This window comes from Terriglobus tenax (assembly GCF_025685395.1).
Classification (GTDB): domain Bacteria; phylum Acidobacteriota; class Terriglobia; order Terriglobales; family Acidobacteriaceae; genus Terriglobus; species Terriglobus tenax.
The window spans coordinates 862,783-884,545 of sequence record NZ_JAGSYA010000004.1; the positions used below are offsets into that span (position 1 = coordinate 862,783).

Here is a 21,763-nt window from a genome sequence, read left to right on the forward strand (position 1 = left end):
TCAGTTTTTTCGTGGAGTGACGGCATGGAGGTTTACCAAGCATGGCCTGCGAACGCCGGTGTGCGGTCTATTTTGCCGTCTTACTCAATCCGGAGAACTCCCCTGGGACAGAAACCTCTCTTGAGGAACGAAGAACAAGTCCAGACTGACCAATTACAATAAACGGATGAAATTCGGCGTGCTCGTCTTCCCCGGCTCAAACTGCGACCATGACACCTACAACGTGCTGGATGCCGTTGCGCACCAGCCGGTGACCTTTCTGTGGCATGAGTCGACCGACCTTGAGGGCTGCGACGCCATTCTTGTTCCAGGCGGATTTGCCTATGGCGATTACCTGCGCACGGGCGCGATTGCGCACTTTGCCCCGGTAATGGGCGCGGTGAAGAAGTTTGCCGCCCAGGGTGGCCTGGTGATGGGCATCTGCAATGGCTTCCAGATTCTGACCGAGACCGGCCTTCTGCCCGGCGCGCTGATGCGCAATGCCGGCCTGAAGTACATCTGCAAACAGGTTCATCTTCGGACGGAGACAACGGATTCTCCGTTTACAGCATCTTTGAGCAAGGGAGAGGTGTTGCAGATGCCGATCGGCCACATGGAAGGCAATTACTTCTGCGACGACGCCACACTTGCCCAGCTTGAAAAGCAGGACCGCATTGCCTTCCGCTATGCCACCGCCGACGGCCAGATTACGCCTGAGGCCAACCCCAACGGATCGCTTAAGAACATTGCCGGTGTGCTGTCAGAGGGCCGCAATGTTCTTGGCCTGATGCCTCACCCGGACCGTTCCAGCGAGACCATGCTGGGCTCGGCGGACGGGCTGAAGTTGTTCCAGAATATGGTTTCGGCGCTCGCCGCCAGGTAGTACTCTTTCCCCCATCCCCCATGATCGATCTTCACCATCACCTTTTGTACGGCCTCGACGATGGTGCGCGTACGCTGGAAGACTCCCTGAACATGGCGCGTATGGCCATGCAGGACGGCATTACGCACATCGTATGTACACCACACGCCAATCACCGGTATCCCTTCAACCCGGAGATCAATACTGCACGTCTGAAAGAGATTGAGCAGGAACTGGAGCGCTCCGGCCACGGCGGCAAGATGACCTTCGGCCTGGGCTGCGACTTCCACATGACCTTCGACAACATTGAGGATGCCAGGCAGAACCCTACCAAGTACAGCATCAACGGCAACGGCTACCTGCTGGTGGAGCTTCCCGATGAGGGCATTCCGGTTGGCCTGACGGAGACCTTCTACCAGTTGCAGATTGCCGGTCTGACGCCGATTCTGACGCATCCGGAGCGCAATGCCACGCTGCAGCGGAACCCTGACCGGATGAAGAACTGGATCCGTGGCGGCATGCTGGTGCAGGTCACGGCAGGGTCCGTGATCGGCCGTTTTGGCCGCATCGCGCAGCACATGGCCAACCGCCTGCTGGCCGACAACTGGGTCCACGTGATTGCGACCGACGCCCACAACACGACCAGTCGTCCGCCGGCGATGCAGCAGGCAGGTACCGTGATTGCGGAGATGTATGGCGCGGAGACGGCCCGCAGGCTGTGCATCGACAACCCGGGAAGAATCTTCTACGGCAAGCCGCTGGGCGAACAGCCGGAACCGCTCGGGATTTATTCCGAATTACAACCGAAGAAGTCGTGGCTGGATAAGCTGCTGCGGCGATAAGAGCGTTGTCTCAGAGATCCCCTGCTGACGCTTGTTGCCTGCGGAAGGACAGAACAAGAACGTTTAGAGGGCCAGTCCCCCGTCGACACTGACGAGCTGGCCGGTGATGAAGTGGGGTCCGGTGGCGAAGAACAGGACCGCTGCGGCGACATCTTCGGCGGTGCCGTTGCGCTTCATCGGCGTGCGGTCGGCGAAGTGCTGGAACTCGGTCTCGATCTTTCCAAACTGGATCATGCCCGGAGCGACGCAGTTGACGCTGATCTCCGGCGCCCAGGCCTTGGCCATGGTCTGGCTGAGCATGTGCAGCGCCGCCTTCGAGGTGCAGTAGTGCGCGTGCGTGGCCCAGGGATGCAGTCCGCCCAGCGAGCCGATGTTGATGATGCGGCCGTGCGATGCCTTCAGGTACGGATGTGCGGCCTGCGCAACGAAGAACGGCCCGCGGGTGTTGGTCTCCGCCATGGCGTCCCACTGATGCGGTGTGATCTGCTCCAGGGGAGCGGTTTCAAAGCGGCCCGCGTTGTTGACCAGGATATCGATGCCGCCCATGGCCTGTGCGGCTGACTCAACCGCCTGACGGGCACTCACGGCAAAGCGAAGATCGCAGACAACGGCGTTTGCCCGGACGCCAAGAGCCCGAAGCTCCGAGACGACGGCTTCTGCCTCCGCAGCGGAACCGCGGTACGTGATGGTGACATCGGCCCCCGCCCGCGCCAGTTCCAAAGCGATGACGCGACCGATTCTTCGTGCGGCGCCGGTGACCAGCGCCTTCTTCCCTGCAAGCAAGCCCATCCCGAGATTATCCACCAAGGCAAAAGGCCGCCCGAAGGCGGCCCCTGCACACAACAGAAAAACTTATTTGGGCGAGGAGGTGCTGTCCTGCTTGCCGGTGGACTTACTGGCTTCCGGCTTTGCCTGCTCCTGCACGCCGGCCTTGCGCTGCGATTCCTTACCAGCGTTGTCCTCGTAGGCGGAGACCTGGGCTCGCGGACGGATGACGCGGACCTCAATCGCCTTGTTCGCCTCGGCAATATCAAAGGACTTCGCGTAGCTGGCAAAACCGGTGGCCAGCACCTGCAGAACGACCGTGGTGCCGCGCGGAATCACATCGATGACGGCCTTGCCATCCGGGCCGGTCTTGATCTCGTAGCTGCCGTTGGGCTGGCCGTCTTCCATGGGACGGAAGATGACCGCGGCGTTCTGGATGGGCTTGCCGTTGAAGTCCTTGACGACCAGAACCTCGACGCGCGAGGTCTCCGGCGGAGCCTTGTACTTGCGGCCATGCCGGTCTTCACGGCTCTCCTGGGCGCCTGCTACGCCCGTCACCGCCATTGCCGCTGCCAACATGAAAACACCTGCGAAACGCATTCCTGAAGCCCCTCAAAAAGCTGAACTCATTGTACTTCTGCAGGGATTGGACGGGCGAGCCTATCGTTGGATAGTCGAAACCTGGCCCTGCATGGATATGAGTGCAATTCACTCATATTTAATCCACCCACCTTGACTTGGCACTCGGGTTTGCATATTGTTAGCAATCGGAAGGCGTGAGTGCTAAATCCCGTCTCCAACCATTTCAAGGAGAAGTCAACACATGGCATCGACGACGTTTACTCCGCTGCACGACCGCATTCTGGTCAAGCGCACGGAAGAGGGCGAAACCCTTCGTGGCGGCATCATTATCCCGGATTCGGCCAAGGAAAAGCCCTCGCAGGGCGAAGTGATCGCAGTTGGCAAGGGCAAGTCGAACGACGAAGGCAAGGTCTTCCCGCTCGACGTCAAGGCTGGCGACAAGGTGCTGTTCGGCAAGTACTCCGGCACCGAAATCAAGCTCGACGGCGAAGAGTTCCTGATCATGCGCGAGGAAGAGATCCTCGGCATCGTTAAATAACTCACCCCATCCGGGTGCCCACCCTCGCAACGCCAGGGTGGTTGGTTTTGAAAACATCTGCCCGTACATGCGGGCACTGAATAAAGAGGAAAACGAATCATGGCAAAGCAAATCCTGCACGGTGAAGATTCCCGCCAGGCCATTCTGCGCGGCGTCAACACGCTGGCCGACGCGGTCAAGGTCACCCTCGGTCCGAAGGGCCGCAACGTTGTTATCGAGAAGAAGTTCGGCTCCCCGACCATCACCAAGGACGGTGTGACGGTTGCCAAGGAGATTGAGCTGAAGGACCCGATCGAGAACGTCGGCGCCCAGCTTGTGAAGGAAGTCGCATCGAAGACCTCGGACGTTGCCGGCGACGGCACGACGACCGCGACGGTTCTGGCCCAGGCCATCTACCGCGAGGGCGTGAAGACGGTTGCTGCCGGTGCAAACCCGACGGCCCTGAAGCGCGGCATCGACAAGGCTGTTGAAGCCATTGTCGGCAAGCGCCAGGAAGACGGATCGGTAGTTGGCGGCGCGCTGGCCAAGCTGTCGAAGCCTGTCTCGGGCGACATGATTGCCCAGGTCGGCACCATCTCGGCCAACTCCGACGCGCAGATCGGCACCATCATTGCCGCAGCGATGCAGAAGGTTGGCAAGGACGGCGTCATCACCGTGGAAGAGTCGAAGACCATGGAGACGCAGCTCGACGTTGTCGAGGGCATGCAGTTTGACCGTGGCTACCTGTCGCCCTACTTCGTCACCGACGCAGAGCGCATGGAAGCTGCGCTGGATGCTCCGTACATCCTGATCTACGAGAAGAAGATCTCGTCGATGAAGGACCTGCTGCCCCTGCTGGAGCAGATTGCCCGCACCGGCAAGCCGCTGGTCATCATTGCCGAGGACGTGGACGGCGAGGCCCTGGCGACCCTGGTTGTCAACAAGCTGCGTGGCACGCTGAACGTGGCTGCCGTGAAGGCTCCTGGCTTCGGCGACCGCCGCAAGGCCATGCTGGGCGACATCGCCATCCTGACCGGTGGCAAGGCTATCACCGAAGACCTCGGCATCAAGCTGGAGTCGGTGAAGCTTGAGGACCTGGGCACCGCCAAGCGCGTGACCATCGACAAGGACAACACCACCATCGTGGACGGCGCCGGTAAGGACACCGAGATCGAGGGACGCGTTCGTGAGATCCGCGCCCAGGTTGAGAAGACCACCTCCGACTACGACCGCGAGAAGCTGCAGGAGCGCCTGGCCAAGCTGGTTGGCGGCGTTGCCGTCATCAAGGTGGGTGCCGCGACCGAGACCGAGATGAAGGAAAAGAAGGCTCGTGTGGAAGACGCGATGCACGCAACCCGCGCTGCCGTGGAAGAAGGCATCGTCCCGGGCGGCGGTGTTGCCCTGGTTCGCTGCGCTGCGGATGTCGACGCTCTGATCAAGACCCTCGAGGGCGATGAGAAGATCGGCGCCACCATCATCCGCCGCGCCATCGAAGAGCCGCTGCGCCAGATCGTCAGCAACGCTGGCGAAGAGGGTGCTGTGGTTGTCGGCAAGATCCTGGAAGGCAAGTCCGACATCGGCTACAACGCCGCCACGGGCGTCTTCGAAGACCTGGTTGCCGCCGGCGTCATCGATCCGACCAAGGTAACCCGCACCGCGCTGCAGAACGCTGCTTCCATTAGCGGCCTGCTGCTGACCACCGAAGCCCTCATCTCGGACATCCCCGAGAAGGCGGCTGCACCTGCCGGTGGCCACAGCCACGGCGGCGGCATGGACGGCATGTACTAGGACTTCGCGTCCAGCGGTACGCGCTTCGCACAAAAGCAAAGGCCCCGGCTTCCCGGGGCCTTTGCTTTTTTCTAATCACGAATGCCATTCTCGCAACGCCAGGATGGGTTCGGTATCACTTCTCTTGGTAGTTGTAACGGTTCCCTCTTCCCGTGTTCATCCTCAGATGCCACAGGCCATATGCGAGCCAGAAGGCAAGGTTATCCAAGCCCACAGGACATCGTCGAAGGTTCCCGAGAGTAGTTTCCGGAGAGGGCTTGTGTCTAAGCGTAGGCCGCAGCACGCTGTTATCGTGAGGCTGCCGCGGTTTAGACCGTTACGCGATGGCCCGGAAGATTCGACCAGATTTCGGCGTTAGCCAACGTACAGGACAGCACTGTGGAAGTTTGTTGTGCCGTCGTCAAAGTCGCAAGATAAGCGTTAGCCAGATGATGGAACCGATGTCTGGGATCTGCCGGACGGGCAACAACTCGCATCGCAGTTGCTGGCGTTCACGACTAACATGCACGCGTCCTGTTCGCTACTCTCTCCTCATCAGTAAAGAGACCAGCGATACACGATAAACCTGAATGGGAAACCTCAGCATTTGCCGGCCGCCCTGAAAAAGAGGCAGGCGGTCAAGCTGCGCTGCCGGCATCCACAGGTTCTGCTTCTCATCGATCCACATCGCGTCGACCCAGGCGAGCTGCGGATCGCTGAGCAGAATCCTAATCTTGCCTTTCGGATCAATTGCAAGAAGCTGGTGCTTATCTACATCCGAGACCAGAAGAATCCCTTTGGAGGTCATTGCTGTGCCTCCAGTAGAGGGTGTATGAGCAAAGAGGTGGACGCGAGCAACAAGTTGTTGCGGTAAAAGCTTCCGATCCAGCAGGTCTTTCACGGCAACACGAGAGAGAGGACCGCTTGCAGGCTGGAAATAGAGCCATTCCCGATCAGGAGAGATTTCAAGTTGATCGGCATGGATCGAGACAGGCCCCCGGGAGCTTTGCAGGAGGGCACCACTGGCACGCATGGGTGTTTTTGCGGTTACACAGTTTTCATGGTCTAACACACGCCGCGCGGCCCCGGATTTCATGTCCAGCAGAATCAACCCCGGATCGCCTGCGTCAGTAAAAATCGCCGTGTTTCTTACAAACCGGACATCATCAACATAGCTGCCACTACGTACGGCGGCATTGAGCGGGTATTGATGCCGCACGACGCCGGTAGAAGGATCAAACCCAACCAGCTTTGCTGCACCAGGAATCACGCTGCTTCCAAAACCTCGCGTTCCTGTGTCCACAACCCAGAGCAGCCCATCGTCTCCGACGCGGATGGAGTTTGGTCCCACCAGGTGCTGCGTGGAGTCCATTCCCGCTCGCCATCTATTCCACTCTTCATCGGGAAACGGCCGAAATGAACCATCTGCTAACACCTGTGCCACGCGGGTTCCGTCGTGACCATCCAGATGCGGAAAAAGAACAAATACCTTGCCATCCCGAGTCGTTGTCACTCCGGTGATCGGTTCCTGGGCTGTGATGGCAACCGCCTTCTGAAGATCAGGCGATTGCCCATGCAGAATTTCAATGGTGAACACGGCCAACAGGAACGCCAACATCCGAGATGTGCAAGCGAGTGACTTCATGCGAGCAATTTTCTTATCCACCGTTTCATGTCCTATTGCTAAGAAGCGCGAGGCTTCAAGGCTGCACCGAACTCCTGTAGAAGTGCAAGGCCAACTGAGATCACCCTGCGAGTCTCCTTTGAGAGAAGCATTCGGAGAATCTTCAATAACGAGGGAGAAGATTCCGGCTCAGCAATCACCTTGTGCAAACGGTCTGCGTTCAGACCGCTGAGCACATTGATCAGCATGAGTCCAGTGCGCATGGCGATCACCGCCTCTTTTGATGCAGCCAGTGTGACTACGTGATCCAACACGGCATCGCCTCGCTCCAGCGCACCTTTGGCAATATCGAGTAGTCCTTTTTGGTGCAGGTTCCCGAGGATGTCGTATGCCATAAGAATGGCCTCCGCATGTTCGCGAGGAGCCTGTTCGATGCGTCGCATCAGGTCGTCGCGGGAGTCCTGCGGTGTATATGTTCGAAACTCTACAGCCTTGGCCATCGCAATTCCCTCCAGCTAATTCTTCGCTGCCGTTATCTGAACGAGAGTGGTTTCTCCAGGAAAGCGGTAGTCGGGCCGTTTCCATTTGCGTTCTATCTCAACGCCTGGCTGGGGCGTTGGCTTGCCGGAGTAACGGAAGTTCAACGACTTGAGAGGATTCTCTCCGTTTTCTGACAACAGCCTGATCTTTACCGCGGTCTCTTTGTACGCCGGCGTATGAGTAGGAGTGTCAGCGTGTGACCCGGTGAGGATATTCACCGGCCCCTCCCGTGAGAACAGTGGAATGTATACCTGCTTGCCGTGTACACGCGAGGTAACAAGCGCTTTGATCTTGAGCGTCCCGTGACGGCTGGTCACGCGCAGCCAACTGCCGGATTGAATGCCGCGTTCCTGCGCCAACTCTTCCGAGATTTCGATATACCGCTCCGGGCTCTCATGCCGAATGCCATCGACCCGGTAGGTCATATTGCCCTCGTGGAAGTGTTCAAGCTGGCGTCCGTTGTTGAGAAAGAGATCGAACTCCTCGTTCGGAGATTCATCGGGCTCATGGAAATCGACCGGATAGAAACGCGCCTTTCCATCCGGGAACGGGAATCCATTCAAATACAGGATTGGCTGGTCTGTCCCGTCCGGCGCTACCGGCCACTGCAACGTGTTGTAGCCCTCCAGGCGTTCGTAGCTTACGCCGGCATGAATGGGGCTAACAGAGGCCAGTTCGTCCATGATCTCCGAAGGGTGCTTATAGTTCCATTCAGCTCCCATGCGGTTCGCAATTGTTTGCGTGATCTTCCAGTCGGCAAGCGATTCGCCCAATTCCGGAAGCGCCTTATACAAACGCTGAATACGACGTTCCGTATTCGTGAAGGTGCCGTCTTTTTCAAGCGCCGGCGCGCCCGGTAAAATCACGTCAGCATAGCGGCAGGTTTCAGAGAAGAAGATGTCCTGGACAACAAAGAACTCAAGATGCTCAAACGCTCCTGCAACCCAATTGGCATTAGAGTCAGCCGAGATCATGTCTTCGCCAGCAAGGTACATGGCACGGAAGGTTCCGTCATACGCGCCTTGCAACATGCCGTGGTTGTTGAGTCCGTTCTTCGCTGAAAGAGGCGTTCCCCAGGCCGCTTCGAACTTTTCGCGGATCGCAACGTCTTCCACGGCCTGATAGCCGGGATACTTGTCGGGCGAGGCTCCGATATCGCCCGCCCCCTGAACGTTGTTATGTCCGCGCAAAGGATACGCACCACAACCGGGCTTCATGTAGTTGCCTGTTGTAAGAAGCAGGTTGGAAATAGCTGTAGAACTGTCAGAAGCGCAGGTATGCTGTGTGATGCCCATGGCCCATAGAATGCACATGGTGTCAGCCATAGCAATCTCTATCGCTAACTGCTCCAGCGTCTCGATGGAAACGCCACAGACCTGCGAAGCATATTCCATCGTGAACGGTTCAAGGCTCTTGCGAAAGTCCCCTTCGTTGTTAACCCATTGCGAGATGAACGCACTATCTGCGTGACCGTGATCAAACATGTAACGGCTCATGGCCGAGAGCCAGACGAGGTCTGTACCGGGACGCGGGCGGAAGTGAAGGTCGGCGCGCTGTGCCATCTCGTGCGTGCGAGGGTCAGCCACGATGAGACGCTGACCAAAGAGCTTATGCGCTCGCTTGATCCGAGTGGCAAGTACAGGGTGTGCTTCCGCCGTATTGCTGCCAACGATCAGGACAAGTCCTGCCTTTGCGATATCTTCAATCGATCCCGAATCTCCCGCATAGCCGACGGTGCGGAACAACCCCTGCGTTGCAGGGCTTTGGCAATAGCGGGAACAATTGTCGATATTGTTGGTTCCGATGACCGACCGTGCAAACTTCTGCATCAGATAACCATCTTCATTGGTGGTCTTGGAAGAGACGATAATGCCGATCGAATCAGCGCCATGTTGCCGCCGGATCGTCGTGAATTTTTCTGTGATGAGCGCAAGTGCCTCTTCCCACTCCGCTTCACGGAACCCATTTTCCGTCCGAATCAGCGGCTTCTGCAGGCGATCTTTGCTGTTCACAAAATCCCAGCCGAACTTTCCCTTCACGCAGGTTGAGATCTGGTTTGCGTCGCCGTGCATCGGCACAATCTTGAGGATCTTCCGTTCCTTGGTCCAGACGTCGTAACTGCATCCAACCGCGCAATAGGTACATACAGTCTTTGTCTTTTCAATGCGCGTCTCGCGCATCTTGGCTTCTGTCTCCGACACCTTCAGGATGGCTCCGTAGCCAAGCTCCGGCTCAATGGCTTTGACGAGGTCAATCATCTTATCGAGCGATGGTTTCGGAATAGCGCTCATCAGACCTGCCTCTCCGAGCATCGACTTTTCCATCAGGGCGTTGCACGGGCATACGGTCACGCAGTGTCCGCAGGATACGCAGCTTGAGCCACCAATCTGCATGCCTCCATCCCAAAGAACACGCGGACGGTCGAGCTCCCAGCCAATCGATAGCGTTTCGTTCACTTGTACCGTCTGGCAGGCCTGCACACACTGTCCGCAAAGGATGCACTGACCAGGATCGTAACGGTAAAACGGGTTCGACATGTCCACCTCATACGGCTTCGGGGTGAACTCGTGCTTTTGATGCTCTACCTTCAGCATCATCGTCGTGTTGTGAACGCGGCAGTTTTCGTTATTGTTGTCGCAGACGGTGCAGTACAACATGTGGTTGCCAAGGATCACATCAAAGGCTTCAGCGCGGGCATCGGCAGCGCGCTTGGACGTGGTCGTGACTTGGAGGTTTTCTGTTGCCCTGGTGCCACAGGCTCTCACCAGTTTTCCATCCACTTCAATGATGCAGGTATCGCAACTCTGGATCGGCCCCATCAGATGAGAGTGGTAGCAGATGTGCGGAATGATGTCTTTATCGACGCGCGTCAACGATTCGACAAGGAGCTCTCCTTCATAGGCATCTGCAGCTTTACCGTTCAGAAGGATCGTTACCTTAGTGTTCGGAACAAACTCGTCAACGCGCTTTGGAGGTACGACATCCATGGCGGCTTCGTCCTTAGAAAACTCGGGCATGCTGGTCATTATGGCTCCTGCGACTCAGAGGATGGGGGGAACGCTTGCTACAACGAGACCAGTTTCACAATAGGACGGCGTGGAGCATCCGATCTACCCTCGAATGCTCCACGTTGTGATCGCTCATTGGAGCGATCCATAGCACTCTGAACATCCCAACTGGCGCAGCCGCGACAATGGGGAAACTGGTTCCCTAAGAACAAGCCGTTCGAATCTATTGCCGTCCAAGAAACTCTTCAACATGCGCAATAAACGTTTGTGGATGCTGATAGATCGCACCATGTCCGGAATCCGGATAGATGACAAGCGTGGCATTGGGAAGATGCGCATTCAAGGTAAAGGAATTCGGCGTCGGGATCATGATGTCGTTGTTGCCGTTCAGCACAAGCACCGGCTGCGCGATGCGATAGAGATCTGAAAAGCCGGCTCTTTTCGTGTTCTCCCAAATGGCCATTGCCTTCAACTGGTGGACGGCCGCCTCGGCTGAAGCCGCCGTATCGTGGTCTTCGCTTCGGACCGCAACACGCGCGAGATAGGCGTCTGCGGCGGCCTGCCCCGCTGCGCTCTGTGAGAAGAAAATCCGCTTCAACTTTTGAGGCATAGACATAGCCTGGTCAAAGAAGATGTTCAGAAGGTCAGGACGCCCCATGCTTGTTCCCTCTCCGCCTTCCGGGCCCGTACCGGCAAGGATCAACCTGCGTACAAGAGAAGGTCTCGCGAGCGCGATGCACTGTGCGAGAAATCCTCCGAGCGAGAAGCCGAGGATATCCACCTGCGTGAGCTTCAACTCGTCCAACAGAACCATGGCGTGTCGCGCCATCTCTTCGACGGTCTGAGGAGGAACACCTTCAGAGCGTCCAACTCCGGGATTCGCGAACAGCAGAACCGGACGATTCCTGGATAACGCATCGAAGACAAGTGGATCCCAAAGATCGAGCGTTCCGGTGAAGTGCTGGAAGCACACCAATGGCACTCCCGCAGACGAACCGAAGTAGCGGTATGCGTAGGTGTAGCCGTCTTTTGACAACAGTTGCGTGGGAGCCTTGGTTGTAGCGGTTGCACTTAATGACATATTTTCTCCAACGATTCTTAGCCGAGCTATTTGATGAGGGTGATATCGTCCAGGTCGATGGAAACGACAAGCGGCTCCGCCAGGGAAGTTCCATCGGGAGTACGCGGATAAATTTTCCTGCGCGTTGGGAAGCGGATACCCGAGACCTCGGTGTAATCCGAGACATAGTGCGCTCCAGGAGTATTGCCAGCGATCTCAACGTCGTAGTCCATGCGGCGCAACTCGCCATTCGCGGCAAAGTAAAGCATCTGCTTCTTACTGAAGACCTCCAGCGTCTCGGGATAGATCACTTCCAGCCGGCGCCAGGTTTCGCCTGTTTCGTCCCACGGCGAAAGCTCCTTTGAGTGCACGTCAGGCTGCGCAAGTACGAATGGGACATTCAGGTAGGTCCACATGGCACAGCCGGCGAAGAACGCAAGCTGCAGATCGCTCCATGGAGTTTCCAGCGTATGACCAGCAAACGAAGTATGAGGGTCCTTCAGCTCTTCGATCAAGCTGCCGTCCTGTCTTTCAAGAGCGGTGCGATCTTTCTCAAAGGAAGACCGCACATCCGCCGATCCGAATGGAGCATGCGAAGCCCATTGCCGCTTCAATGCTACTGTCACATTGACATCATCAAGCAGCCCACCCTTACCCTTTAGCCCCCAGAGTGCACCCCCTTGTACCAGGTGTGCGGAGAGAGAAGAGTACTGGTTCCACCTCTCCAGACCGCCATGCGCTTCAATTGCCAGATTCACAAGATCGTTCATTGGAGATTCCTTTCCTACTGTGTTTGTTCCATTACCAGCACGGCACGAAAACGCACATCGCCGCGCATCATCTTCGCGTAGGCTTCAGGTGCCTGCTCTAACGAGAAGGTTTCAATCATGGGAAGAACGTTCTGCATCGCGCTGAAGCGCAGCGTGTCTGCGCCATCAATGATCTTCCCGGTCAAGGAGCCTTCAATCGACCGCGTGCCGAAGACGAGATCGTATCCCTGTGCCGGAATCGGATCACTTGGCACAGAGACCACGAGCATCTTGCCTCCGGGTACTAGCCCGGCCATCAGACTTCCAATGCTCTTTCCATTCGGCGCGGTTGCCAGAATGACTGAGGCTCCTCCCAGCTTCTTTAAGGCTTCCACCGGATTCACCTCGGCGGAATCGATGTAGTGATGGGCACCAAGCTCCTTGGCGAGAGTTGCTTTGTTTTGGCCACGGCCAACCGCAACCGTCTCAAACCCCATCTTGCGCGCGAACTGCACACCAAGATGCCCCAGACCGCCAAGTCCCAGGATCGCGACGAGATCACCTGCCCGCGCCCCGGAGTTTCGCAAAGCGTTGAAGGTAGTAAGCCCGGCGCAAAGCAGCGGTGAAGCCTGCGCAGCCTCCAGATCTTCCGGAACGGAGACGATACCGTTGGCTTCAGCAAGCATCACCTCCGCATACCCACCATCTGTTGTTACACCGCTGATGACGGGGTTTTCACAATTAACAAAATCGCCTCTCAGACAACGCGGGCAGGTCCCGTCGTATCCGCCAATAAAACCGACTCCCACGCGTTGGCCGATAGACCACTGGGTTACACCTTCACCAAGCGCTTCCACCCTTCCGACAACCTCATGCCCCGGTACACGTGGCAGCTCCATGCCTGCAAATGCCACCTCCACGGTCCCACCATCGGAATGACAGATACCACAGGCTTCTACGCGGATCAGAACCTGTCCTTTGGCCGGAGCCGGGATGGTTCTCTCTACAAGTTCCATCTTGCCGGGTGCTACCACGGCCACAGCTTTATATGTTTGTTTCATTGCTTTCTCCTAACCCGGCTTGCTTACTCGAAATGGAAGTCGCTCAAATCAATCGTTACAATCAACGGTTCCGGTGCGGGCGTGTTGTCTTGCAGACGCGGATAAATTCGCATTTTCCCGGGCAGCACAATGCCCTGCACTTCTACGGGATCGAGCAGGTAACGGGCTGCCGGATTGCTCCCCTGGATGTCGACGTCGTAATCGTGCCGCACAAGGATGCCTCGGCTGTTGAAGTAGAAAGTCTGTTCCGTGCAGTGTGTTGCAATGCGCTCGGGAAAATTAACGCGGAGACGGCGCCAGGTCTCTCCCTGCTCCACCCAGGGAGCGATTTCTTCATAGCTCACACCAGGTTGGCGAAGGATGAAGGGGGATGTAAGGTAGGTCCACATGGTGTATCCGGCAAAATAAGCCACCTGCGCGTTGCTCCACGATGTCTCCATCTCATAGCCAGCGAACGAAGCGCGCGGATTGTCGAGTTCTTCTACGACAGAGCCTCCGGGGGACTCAATCGTCACCCGCGCCGGCGTGAAGACAGACCGGTTTTCTGTTGGCGCAAATGGCCAGTGTGAAACAGTCTCTTCTTTCAGATTGACGCGTACATTTGCATGTTGCAGAACTGTAGGCTTCCCCTTTAGACCCCACAGAATTCCGCCTTGCAACAACCGCGCAGAGAGATAAGAGAACTTCCGAAAACGATCAAGCCCGCCGTGGGCGTCGATTGCGATTTGTGCGAGATCCTGCATAAAGCTCCTGGGTTGACACAATGCTGAAGATGCCAGCCTGCGGCAATATCCCGATACTATGAACTTGAATGACCGCGTGCATGGCTCGATCTTTGTAAAACGCCATCCCGAAATCGGCTGAACCGCCAGCCAGTAGCGGCCCCCAAAGACGCCATCGCTCGAAAGAGGTATCCTCATGCAGCATTTTTTCCGGGCTACACTAGAAGAACAATGCGGTTTGGAAGCAACATGCGCGGGGCTGTATAGGAATGCACCTTTAGATTCACAGCGGCAGGAGGAGATGAGATGGAAGGTCCGAATCAGATTCGCATCCTGTTGGCTGATGATCACCCGATGATGCGGCGTGGATTGGTGGAAGAGATTAACGCGCATAACGATATGCGCGTTGTTGCAGAAGCCAGCACTGGCATGGAGGCCATCTCACTTTATCGCCAGGCATCTCCCGATGTTTCCCTGATTGATCTTCGTATGCCGGAGATTGATGGACTGGAGACAATTCGCCGTATTCGTGCGATAGATCCAAATGCCAAGACCGTCATTCTGACAACTTCCCTCGCGGATGTTCAGGTGCTTCGCGCCTTCCAACATGGCGCCTTCAGCTACCTGCTAAAGAGCATGCTGCGCGCCGAACTGATAGAGACACTCAGAACAGTGGCAAAGGGACAGAAGAAGGTTCCCGGAGAAGTAGCTGTAAAACTGGCCGAGCACGCACTGGACCAAAGGCTCTCCGAACGGGAAATAGCAGTCCTTCAACAAGCTTCGCGAGGAAACTCTAATAAGAGAATTGCGGATGTGCTGCGCCTCTCGGAACACACGGTGAAGACGCATTTCAAAAACATTCTTCAAAAGCTGCGCGCGCATGATAGGACGCATGCCGTCGCCATCGCACACCGGCGTGGCTTTTTTGATGTCACCGAAGGTCTGTAATCTTCTTACCCCATGAGTCGCTTTTGCCGTCGGTAAAAAAATGCCGGGCACTTTTGAGTGTATGTATCCATCGCTCGAAAGGATGAGTCCGACGACCGCAATCGAGTCATGACCAGATGATGGGAGTGCTGAATACTCGGGCAACGAAAGAATTTTCGGAGTTGCCTTTCATGAGAGACATCTTCCTTGGGAACAAGGAAGCGAAGGTTACCAACATCCCGCGCTTCCAACCAGAACTCGCCTTTCCCAAACTGAACGAGGGGATGATCGACCGCATTCGCCGGTTTGGAGAGATCGAATACAGAACAAAGGGAGAACGGCTTTTTTCGCAGGGCGAAAGAGATACGGATCTTTTCGTTGTGCTGAGCGGCTCCATCGAACTCTTCGCAACCGATCAGGGTGGTGAACGGCTGTATCCCGTGCACATGGAGCAAGGACAGTTCACCGGCGAACTGGACCTGCTCAGTTCCCGTAGTGCGCTGCTCAGCGCGGAATGTGGCAGCGATAGTCTTCTGATTCGCGTCAATCGCGAAGGCCTGCGTATGCTGATGCGGTCCGAGGCGGACATCGCCAACCTGATCATGCAAGCCTCCATGTGGAGACGCCTGCAGTTTTTGGGAAAGACCGATGGGGGCGTGCTCGTCATCGGTCCATCACGCCATGCGGACGTCATGCAGATATGCCGCTTTCTGACACAAAACAGCTATCCGCACCGAGTTGTTGCCTCCGAATCAATTGAGAGCCTGCAATACCGCGATAAAGGCGAACACCCCGTGGTACCAACGGTCATTCTGGCCGACCGGCAGCCCCTCAAGGCGCCATCCTTGCTTACTTTGGCTGAGGCGTTGGGTCTTGCGGAAGAGCCACGGCAGGATATTGTGTACGACCTGGTCGTCGTTGGCGCGGGGCCTTCCGGTCTGGCGGCAGCGGTCTACGGTGCCTCAGAAGGGCTGCGAACCCTTGTAGTGGAAGGCATTGGTCCCGGTGGACAGGCGGGCACGAGCTCCCGCATTGAAAACTATCTCGGTTTCCCAACGGGTATTTCGGGAGAGGAGCTTGCGTACCGCGCCCAGGTACAGGCGCAGAAGTTTGGAGCCAAGCTGACCATTGCCCGCGACGCCATCGGAGTTCGCAAACGGAATAACGATCTCTGCATTACGCTGACCGGTGGGTTCGAGGTATGCGCTCACAGCATTGTCATTGCAACAGGCGCCAGCTATCGCAAACTGGACGCCGAGAACTACGCAGCCTTTGAAAACCGCGGCATCCACTATGCGGCCACGGCAATGGAAGCCAATCTATGCCGGGGGACGGCAGTGGCGGTCATTGGCGGCGGTAACTCTGCCGGCCAGGCTGCCGTATTTCTGGCAGGAATAACAAAACACGTTCATCTAATTGTGAGGCGTGATTCCCTGCGAGACACCATGTCGGAGTATCTGATCTCCCGCATTCGGGCTTCAGACTCCATCACGCTTCACACCTGCAGCGAGGTAACACGGCTTGATGGCACACACGACCTGGAAGACATCACGCTCACCAATAAAAACACCCAGGAAACAAGACGCATTCTTACGCGCAACCTTTTCGTGATGATCGGAGCAGATCCCAATACCGCATGGCTGCGCGACTGCGTTGATCTTGACCGTAAGGGGTTTGTACTCACGGGCGGAGAGCACGGGTTTGAGCCCACGCGGTATGCCACGAGTATGAAAGGCGTTTACGCGGTTGGCGATGTCCGTTCCGATTCCGTGAAACGCGTTGCTTCCGCTGTTGGCGAGGGCTCTGTCGTCATCTCAGATATTCACCGATTCCTGGCCGCCGAAGTGCCGGAACGCGATGCAACCGCAAACTAGCACGCAAAGATAAAAGGAGAGCCGTGTTTCAGAAAAGTTCTACAACCATCACCCGATGGAATGCGCAGACAACGAATAGCTTTGATCATGTTCTTTCTATCCTGGAATCCGGTATAGGCCGCCCCGATCTCGCAAGGCTACGGGAGATTCTCTCGAAAGATGTTAGCTACAGTGGCTTTGAAGAGCTAATCCACCAGACGGAGGGCCCATCGGGGCTGCTTGAATTCCTCCGTCTCGATCTTGGGGCGGTCCTCTATCGCGATCCCGGCGTGCTTGTACCGTATCGGATGATCCGAATCATTGCGGGCAATCCCCTGACGATGAAGGAGATGACGCGCCACACGCCGGAGGCTGGCTCGTATGCCCCCATCAGTATTCTGGTCTTTGAGCAGGGTGAAATGACTCACCTGCGTTACGACACGATGGAGAGCCTTCTGCAACCGTACGGCATCACGGAAGCGCTTACCGTGGCCCGATCACTCGACGCCAGCGTGATCGCGTTGATGGAGCGCGCCATCGCCTCCTGAAGAAGCTACATCGGGGCGGCCGAACTCTCCGACCGCCCCCGCCTGCTTAGAAACCGGCAAGCACAATTTTGCCATGCGACTTGCCCGTCTCCAGCAATGCGTGCGCTTTGCGAAGATTATCGGCGTTGATCCTGCCAAAGCTCTGAGCCACCGTTGTACGGACAATCCCAGCGTCCACCAGGTCCGCAATCTCATTCAGGATCAGGTGCTGGCCAAGAATATCCGGCGTTGTGAACAAAGAGCGTGTAAACATAAACTCCCAATGTAAAGAGCCTGATTTCCGCTTTAATGGCATGGCATCGAGAGTCTTCGGATCATCGATCACACCGAAATGCCCCTGTGGAGCAAGGACCTCAACGAGTCCTGGATAATGCACCTCTGTACCAGTGAGCCCCGCGATATACTCCACTGCGGGAATCCCGAGAGCCTGCAACTGCCCGGCAAAGGGAACTGTGTGGTCAATGACATGGTGCGCGCCAAGCTCCAGGCACCACTTCCTGGTCTCTTCGCGGGATGCGGTGGCGATCACAGTAAGCCCCGTAAGTCTGCGGGCCAACTGAATAAGAATCGAGCCCACGCCTCCGGCTCCGCCAATGATGAGTAGACTTCCTGCGCCCACAGGCTTACCCGGCTGCACACCAAAGCGGTCGAATAGAAGTTCCCACGCGGTAAGGCTCGTGAGCGGCAATGCCGCTGCCTGTTCAAAGCTGAGCGTCGCCGGCTTACGACCGGCAATTCGTTCGTCGACCAGATTTAGTTCTGCGTTTGAGCCGGCACGAGCAATGGACCCGGCGTAGAAGACTTCATCTCCCGGTTTGAAAGACGTTACGCCCTCTCCAACAGCCTTCACAACACCGGCCGCATCCCACCCAAGCACGCGATAGGTGTCACCGGGAAAAGGCGGTGCGAAGCTGCGAAATTTATAGTCAACCGGATTGACCGAAATTGCTTTGACCTCAACAAGAAGGTCTCTTCCCTTCGCAACGGGATCTGGGAGGGCGATATCAATCAAAGAATCAGGAGCAGTAATCGGTGATGGTTGAGTGTAGCCAACAGCTTTCATGTGCCCTCCGGGCCTGAAGCAGGTGTTGTGACGCAGTTAGCAGAGGACAAAGGTCAAATATCGTTCGCCAGACCAAACAGATCAGACGCATAGACCTCGTCAGGAAATGCGTCTGACCATCTTCAAAGACAGAACGAAGCATTCGTAGCCTGTAGAGAGCGGTCTGGACACACCTCTTTCGAGCGATTGTCACAGTTGCATAAAAGCAGGTTTTCACACCCTCGGGTGAGCTATCGGATATCCTGCAGACATACCCCTATGTTGAGCAGGAACAAGCTATCCATGCACCGAAAGGAGAGTCGCATGCTGGCCCTGTTGCGGGCGCATCAACTCATTGCTCTACTTCTCTTCCTGATTTTCCCACTCCAAATAACAGCACAGGGCTTTTCCAACATCTACCATCGCGGATGGACAACTCGTGACGGAGTTCCGGATAGCATGTGGGGCCTCACGCAAACAACGGATGGGTTCCTCTGGATTGCCAGCGATACAGGTTTATACCGTTTCGACGGAATTCACTTCCTCCGCTATTCGGCGTCGGTTCACAAGCTTGTCTCCGACCAGGTTGTGTCGGTCTATGGCGCATCGAATGGAGATCTCTGGGTTGGGTATCAGTTCGGCGGGGCCAGCCGCATTCGCTCTGGTGTTGTCACCAATTTCCCGCGAGAAGGCGCCCTTCGTGGAACGGTTCTCGGCTTTGCTGAAACGCCCGATCATACCATTTGGGTAGGAACAGCCTCTGGCCTTTTTCGCATGGAACATGATGTTCCTGTTGCACCTACGCCAGCGGCGCAATACCACGTTGCACCCGCGTTTCAATTGCGCGTCGACCGGGATGGAACGCTTTGGGTAGGCTCTGACAAACACTCCATGCAATGCCTGATGTCGGGCAAAGAAACATTTGAGCAGCTTCCCGAGGACTTTGGCTTCAATAGCGTTTTTCGTGACAACCAGAACTTCTGGTGGAGTTCCGGTTCATCGGTGCGTTACCTGGACCGCAGCAGCGATGGTAAGTGGGCCGTGGCACAAAGCAAACTCGGGAACAAGGTCAGCGCCATGGCGATGGATCGCAATGGCGACATGTGGTGGGGGACCGAGCAGGACGGCCTGTTTATAACCCCGTCATCTTTCTTGTCTGATCCGAAGAAGCTGACCAGCGCGAGCGCCGCATCGTTCACGCGAGCAGATGGGTTGACGCGGAACAGCGTCCAAGGTCTGTTTGCAGACCGCGAAGGAGGCATGTGGGTCAGAACGCAGAAGGGGCTTGATTACTTCCGTCGCTCACGCTTCACCAACATTCCCTTCCCTGCGGCTGTTCCGAACGCTGTGATGGCGAACCTGCATGATGGCAGCATGCTATTTGGGTCTTCAGGTGGGAATGACGATGCGGTATACCGGTTTCATGGCGGCGAACTTTCGGTCGATCCACATCTTAGAGGGGCTGTAACCACGGCTTACTACGACACTCCCGGAAGCATCTGGATTGGATACGACGCGAAGGTTGTGCACTGGCTCAACGGACAAAGTACAACCTTCCTTCTGCCGCCCGACTCCCGTGGAATCAAACGCGATGTACAAGCAATTCGCTACGACCATGCAGGACGCCTATGGGTAGCCGCAAACGGAGAACCACCATTCCTCCTGGAAGGTTCACATTGGTCACAACCGCCTTCGCTCATTGAAAAACGGTTCACTGCACCGCTCAGCATACTTGCCGCGCGCGATGGGAGCATGTGGTTTGGCTTTCCGAACCGGCTGATGATCCTGTCTCAAGGCAAGGTCTATCGCTTCGATGAACAATCAGGCCTGCATACCGGTTCCGTTGCGGCGATGTTCGAACGCGGAGACCACATCTGGATTGTTGGCAGCCAGGGTGTCCAGTTCGTACGAGGTGGCCGCCTCCATGATCTTCACCTGCAGGCAACCGAGGATCCCAGTGGAGCCTCTGGCGTATACGAGACTTCGAAAGGAGCGCTCTGGATCAACTCCAGAGCTGGCGCAATTACACTTGCAGCCGATCAAGTCACAAGACTCCTGCAACATCCGGAGCGTCCGGCGGACTATCGCATTCTGGACGCTCTCGATAATTTCCCTGGAGCACCCACCGTCATCCGACCGCTGCCGAGTCTGGTTGCCGACGACAACGAGCGGCTCTACTTTGCGGCGCGTGATTCCGTAGCCTGGATTGATCCTGAACAAAGCGAACCAGAAAGCCGTCCCCCGGGAATAAAGATTGACCAGATGACCGTCGATGGCAGGTTGATGGATACCACGGGCATCATCAAAACCATACAAAAACCTTCATCGATCAGCTTCGCGTTCTCTGTCGGCACACTTCTGTTTCCGGAACGGACAAAGGTGCGTTACAAGCTGGAAGGCTTTGAGTCTGGTTGGCATGAAACAGAAACCACACGAGAAGCCCTGTATTCACAACTGCCTGCGGGTAACTTTACATTCGTGGTGGAAGCCGTCAATGGCCAGGGAATCCACAGCACCACACCTGCAATGGTCTCTTTCGTGGTGCCTCCCACATTCTTCCAGAGCATCTGGTTTCGGGGACTCTGCGTCGTTGCAGGGCTGCTGATGGTACGGCTGCTTTATTACGCCCGGGTCCATTACCTGCTTGAGAAGGCAGAACAGCGCCACGCGCTGCAGCGAGAAGAACGAGCACGCATCGCGCGCGATCTCCACGACACCTTCTTCCCGTCGGTCCACGGAATTTTCCTGCAGGTTCAGGCAACAACGAGGAGCATTACAGCACCAGAGACCGCAAGGCACTCCCTGGAGAAGTTACTTGACGAATCGGACGATGTGATGGAGGCAGGCCGTCGACTGATCTTCGAGCTTCGAAGCCCCATCGATGAAGACAACGCGCTCGAAAAACGTCTTACCGCGTGCGGAGAGGAACTAAGCCGAGAATACGGCATTGCATTCAATGTCCTTGCAGAGGGCCAATCCATCAGCCTGCAACTCACCATCGCCCAGGAGATCTTCATTATTCTCCAGGAGGCGATGAGAAATGCCTTCCGACACAGCAAGGCATCGGCTATCCATCTCGTGATTGCTCATGACCCGGCGGAACTACGGCTTGAGTTGAGCGATAACGGGAGAGGAATTCCAGTAGACATTTTGCATGCGGGCAGCGCCGATGGACATTGGGGGCTTCCTGGAATGCGGGAACGCGCCGCAGCAATCAATGCAAAGTTCACGCTGCAAAGCGAAACGGACAGCGGGACCAGGATCAGCCTGGAGATTCCTGCCCGCATCGCCTATCAGCGATAACAAGGGGCGTAG

General features: G+C 56.5%; 18 protein-coding genes. 8 read left to right on the plus strand and 10 right to left on the minus strand.

Annotated elements, in window-relative coordinates:
* Positions 1-166: 166 nt before the first annotated feature.
* The gene (purQ, locus tag OHL13_RS09160; protein WP_263409826.1) at positions 167-862 is read left to right on the plus strand and encodes a phosphoribosylformylglycinamidine synthase subunit PurQ; all 696 of its coding nucleotides are present in this window, start codon (positions 167-169) and stop codon (positions 860-862) included.
* 20 nt (positions 863-882) lie between these two features.
* The gene (locus OHL13_RS09165) at positions 883-1,683 is read left to right on the plus strand and encodes a tyrosine-protein phosphatase (protein ID WP_263409827.1); all 801 of its coding nucleotides are present in this window, start codon (positions 883-885) and stop codon (positions 1,681-1,683) included.
* 63 nt (positions 1,684-1,746) lie between these two features.
* On the opposite strand, the gene OHL13_RS09170 is transcribed toward OHL13_RS09165, so the two are convergent.
* Both OHL13_RS09170 and OHL13_RS09175 read right to left on the minus strand, forming a co-directional pair.
* Complete coding sequence (locus OHL13_RS09170) at positions 1,747-2,472, minus strand: SDR family NAD(P)-dependent oxidoreductase (RefSeq protein WP_263409828.1); 726 nt, start codon at positions 2,470-2,472, stop codon at positions 1,747-1,749.
* Between the two features lie 63 nt (positions 2,473-2,535).
* On the minus strand, positions 2,536-3,027 hold the full coding sequence (locus OHL13_RS09175) for a carboxypeptidase-like regulatory domain-containing protein (protein ID WP_263409829.1): 492 nt from the start codon (positions 3,025-3,027) through the stop codon (positions 2,536-2,538).
* Between the two features lie 244 nt (positions 3,028-3,271).
* Between OHL13_RS09175 and OHL13_RS09180 the strand changes: the two genes are divergently transcribed.
* Positions 3,272-3,568 carry a co-chaperone GroES gene (locus OHL13_RS09180; RefSeq protein WP_263409830.1) on the plus strand — a complete coding sequence of 99 codons (297 nt, stop codon included), beginning with the start codon at positions 3,272-3,274 and terminating at the stop codon, positions 3,566-3,568.
* Positions 3,569-3,667: 99 nt separating this feature from the next.
* A complete protein-coding gene (groL, locus tag OHL13_RS09185) occupies positions 3,668-5,335 on the plus strand; it encodes a chaperonin GroEL (RefSeq protein ID WP_317889916.1) in 1,668 nt (555 codons plus the stop codon).
* A gap of 520 nt (positions 5,336-5,855) precedes the next feature.
* On the opposite strand, the gene OHL13_RS09190 is transcribed toward groL, so the two are convergent.
* The 7 genes from OHL13_RS09190 to OHL13_RS09220 form a co-directional block, all read right to left on the minus strand.
* Positions 5,856-6,980 carry a major royal jelly family protein gene (locus OHL13_RS09190; protein WP_263409831.1) on the minus strand — a complete coding sequence of 375 codons (1,125 nt, stop codon included), beginning with the start codon at positions 6,978-6,980 and terminating at the stop codon, positions 5,856-5,858.
* 17 nt (positions 6,981-6,997) lie between these two features.
* Positions 6,998-7,438: a DUF1641 domain-containing protein gene (locus OHL13_RS09195; protein ID WP_263409832.1), complete on the minus strand. Its 441-nt coding sequence runs from the start codon at positions 7,436-7,438 to the stop codon at positions 6,998-7,000.
* 15 nt (positions 7,439-7,453) lie between these two features.
* Entirely contained in the window at positions 7,454-10,495 is a 3,042-nt protein-coding gene (gene fdhF / locus OHL13_RS09200) for a formate dehydrogenase subunit alpha (RefSeq protein WP_399255517.1), read from the minus strand.
* Between the two features lie 214 nt (positions 10,496-10,709).
* On the minus strand, positions 10,710-11,567 hold the full coding sequence (locus tag OHL13_RS09205) for an alpha/beta fold hydrolase (RefSeq protein ID WP_263409833.1): 858 nt from the start codon (positions 11,565-11,567) through the stop codon (positions 10,710-10,712).
* Between the two features lie 26 nt (positions 11,568-11,593).
* On the minus strand, positions 11,594-12,316 hold the full coding sequence (locus OHL13_RS09210) for a hypothetical protein (protein WP_263409834.1): 723 nt from the start codon (positions 12,314-12,316) through the stop codon (positions 11,594-11,596).
* Positions 12,317-12,330: 14 nt separating this feature from the next.
* Positions 12,331-13,356 carry an alcohol dehydrogenase catalytic domain-containing protein gene (locus tag OHL13_RS09215; protein WP_263409835.1) on the minus strand — a complete coding sequence of 342 codons (1,026 nt, stop codon included), beginning with the start codon at positions 13,354-13,356 and terminating at the stop codon, positions 12,331-12,333.
* Positions 13,357-13,379: 23 nt separating this feature from the next.
* Positions 13,380-14,099: a hypothetical protein gene (locus tag OHL13_RS09220; protein WP_263409836.1), complete on the minus strand. Its 720-nt coding sequence runs from the start codon at positions 14,097-14,099 to the stop codon at positions 13,380-13,382.
* A 285-nt stretch (positions 14,100-14,384) separates the two neighbouring features.
* Between OHL13_RS09220 and OHL13_RS09225 the strand changes: the two genes are divergently transcribed.
* The 3 genes from OHL13_RS09225 to OHL13_RS09235 all read left to right on the plus strand — a co-directional run bounded on the left by OHL13_RS09225 (position 14,385) and on the right by OHL13_RS09235 (position 17,406).
* A complete protein-coding gene (locus OHL13_RS09225) occupies positions 14,385-15,026 on the plus strand; it encodes a response regulator (protein ID WP_263409837.1) in 642 nt (213 codons plus the stop codon).
* A gap of 170 nt (positions 15,027-15,196) precedes the next feature.
* A complete protein-coding gene (locus tag OHL13_RS09230) occupies positions 15,197-16,879 on the plus strand; it encodes an FAD-dependent oxidoreductase (protein ID WP_263409838.1) in 1,683 nt (560 codons plus the stop codon).
* 287 nt (positions 16,880-17,166) lie between these two features.
* The gene (locus OHL13_RS09235) at positions 17,167-17,406 is read left to right on the plus strand and encodes a DUF302 domain-containing protein (RefSeq protein WP_263409839.1); all 240 of its coding nucleotides are present in this window, start codon (positions 17,167-17,169) and stop codon (positions 17,404-17,406) included.
* 46 nt (positions 17,407-17,452) lie between these two features.
* Here the strand turns inward: OHL13_RS09235 and OHL13_RS09240 are convergent, their stop codons facing one another.
* A complete protein-coding gene (locus OHL13_RS09240; protein ID WP_263409840.1) occupies positions 17,453-18,469 on the minus strand; it encodes a zinc-binding alcohol dehydrogenase family protein in 1,017 nt (338 codons plus the stop codon).
* Positions 18,470-18,772: 303 nt separating this feature from the next.
* Here OHL13_RS09240 and OHL13_RS09245 point away from each other — a divergent pair, with 303 nt between their 5' ends.
* Positions 18,773-21,751, plus strand: a complete 2,979-nt coding sequence (locus OHL13_RS09245; RefSeq protein WP_263409841.1) for a sensor histidine kinase — start codon at positions 18,773-18,775, stop codon at positions 21,749-21,751.
* Positions 21,752-21,763 lie beyond the last annotated feature (12 nt).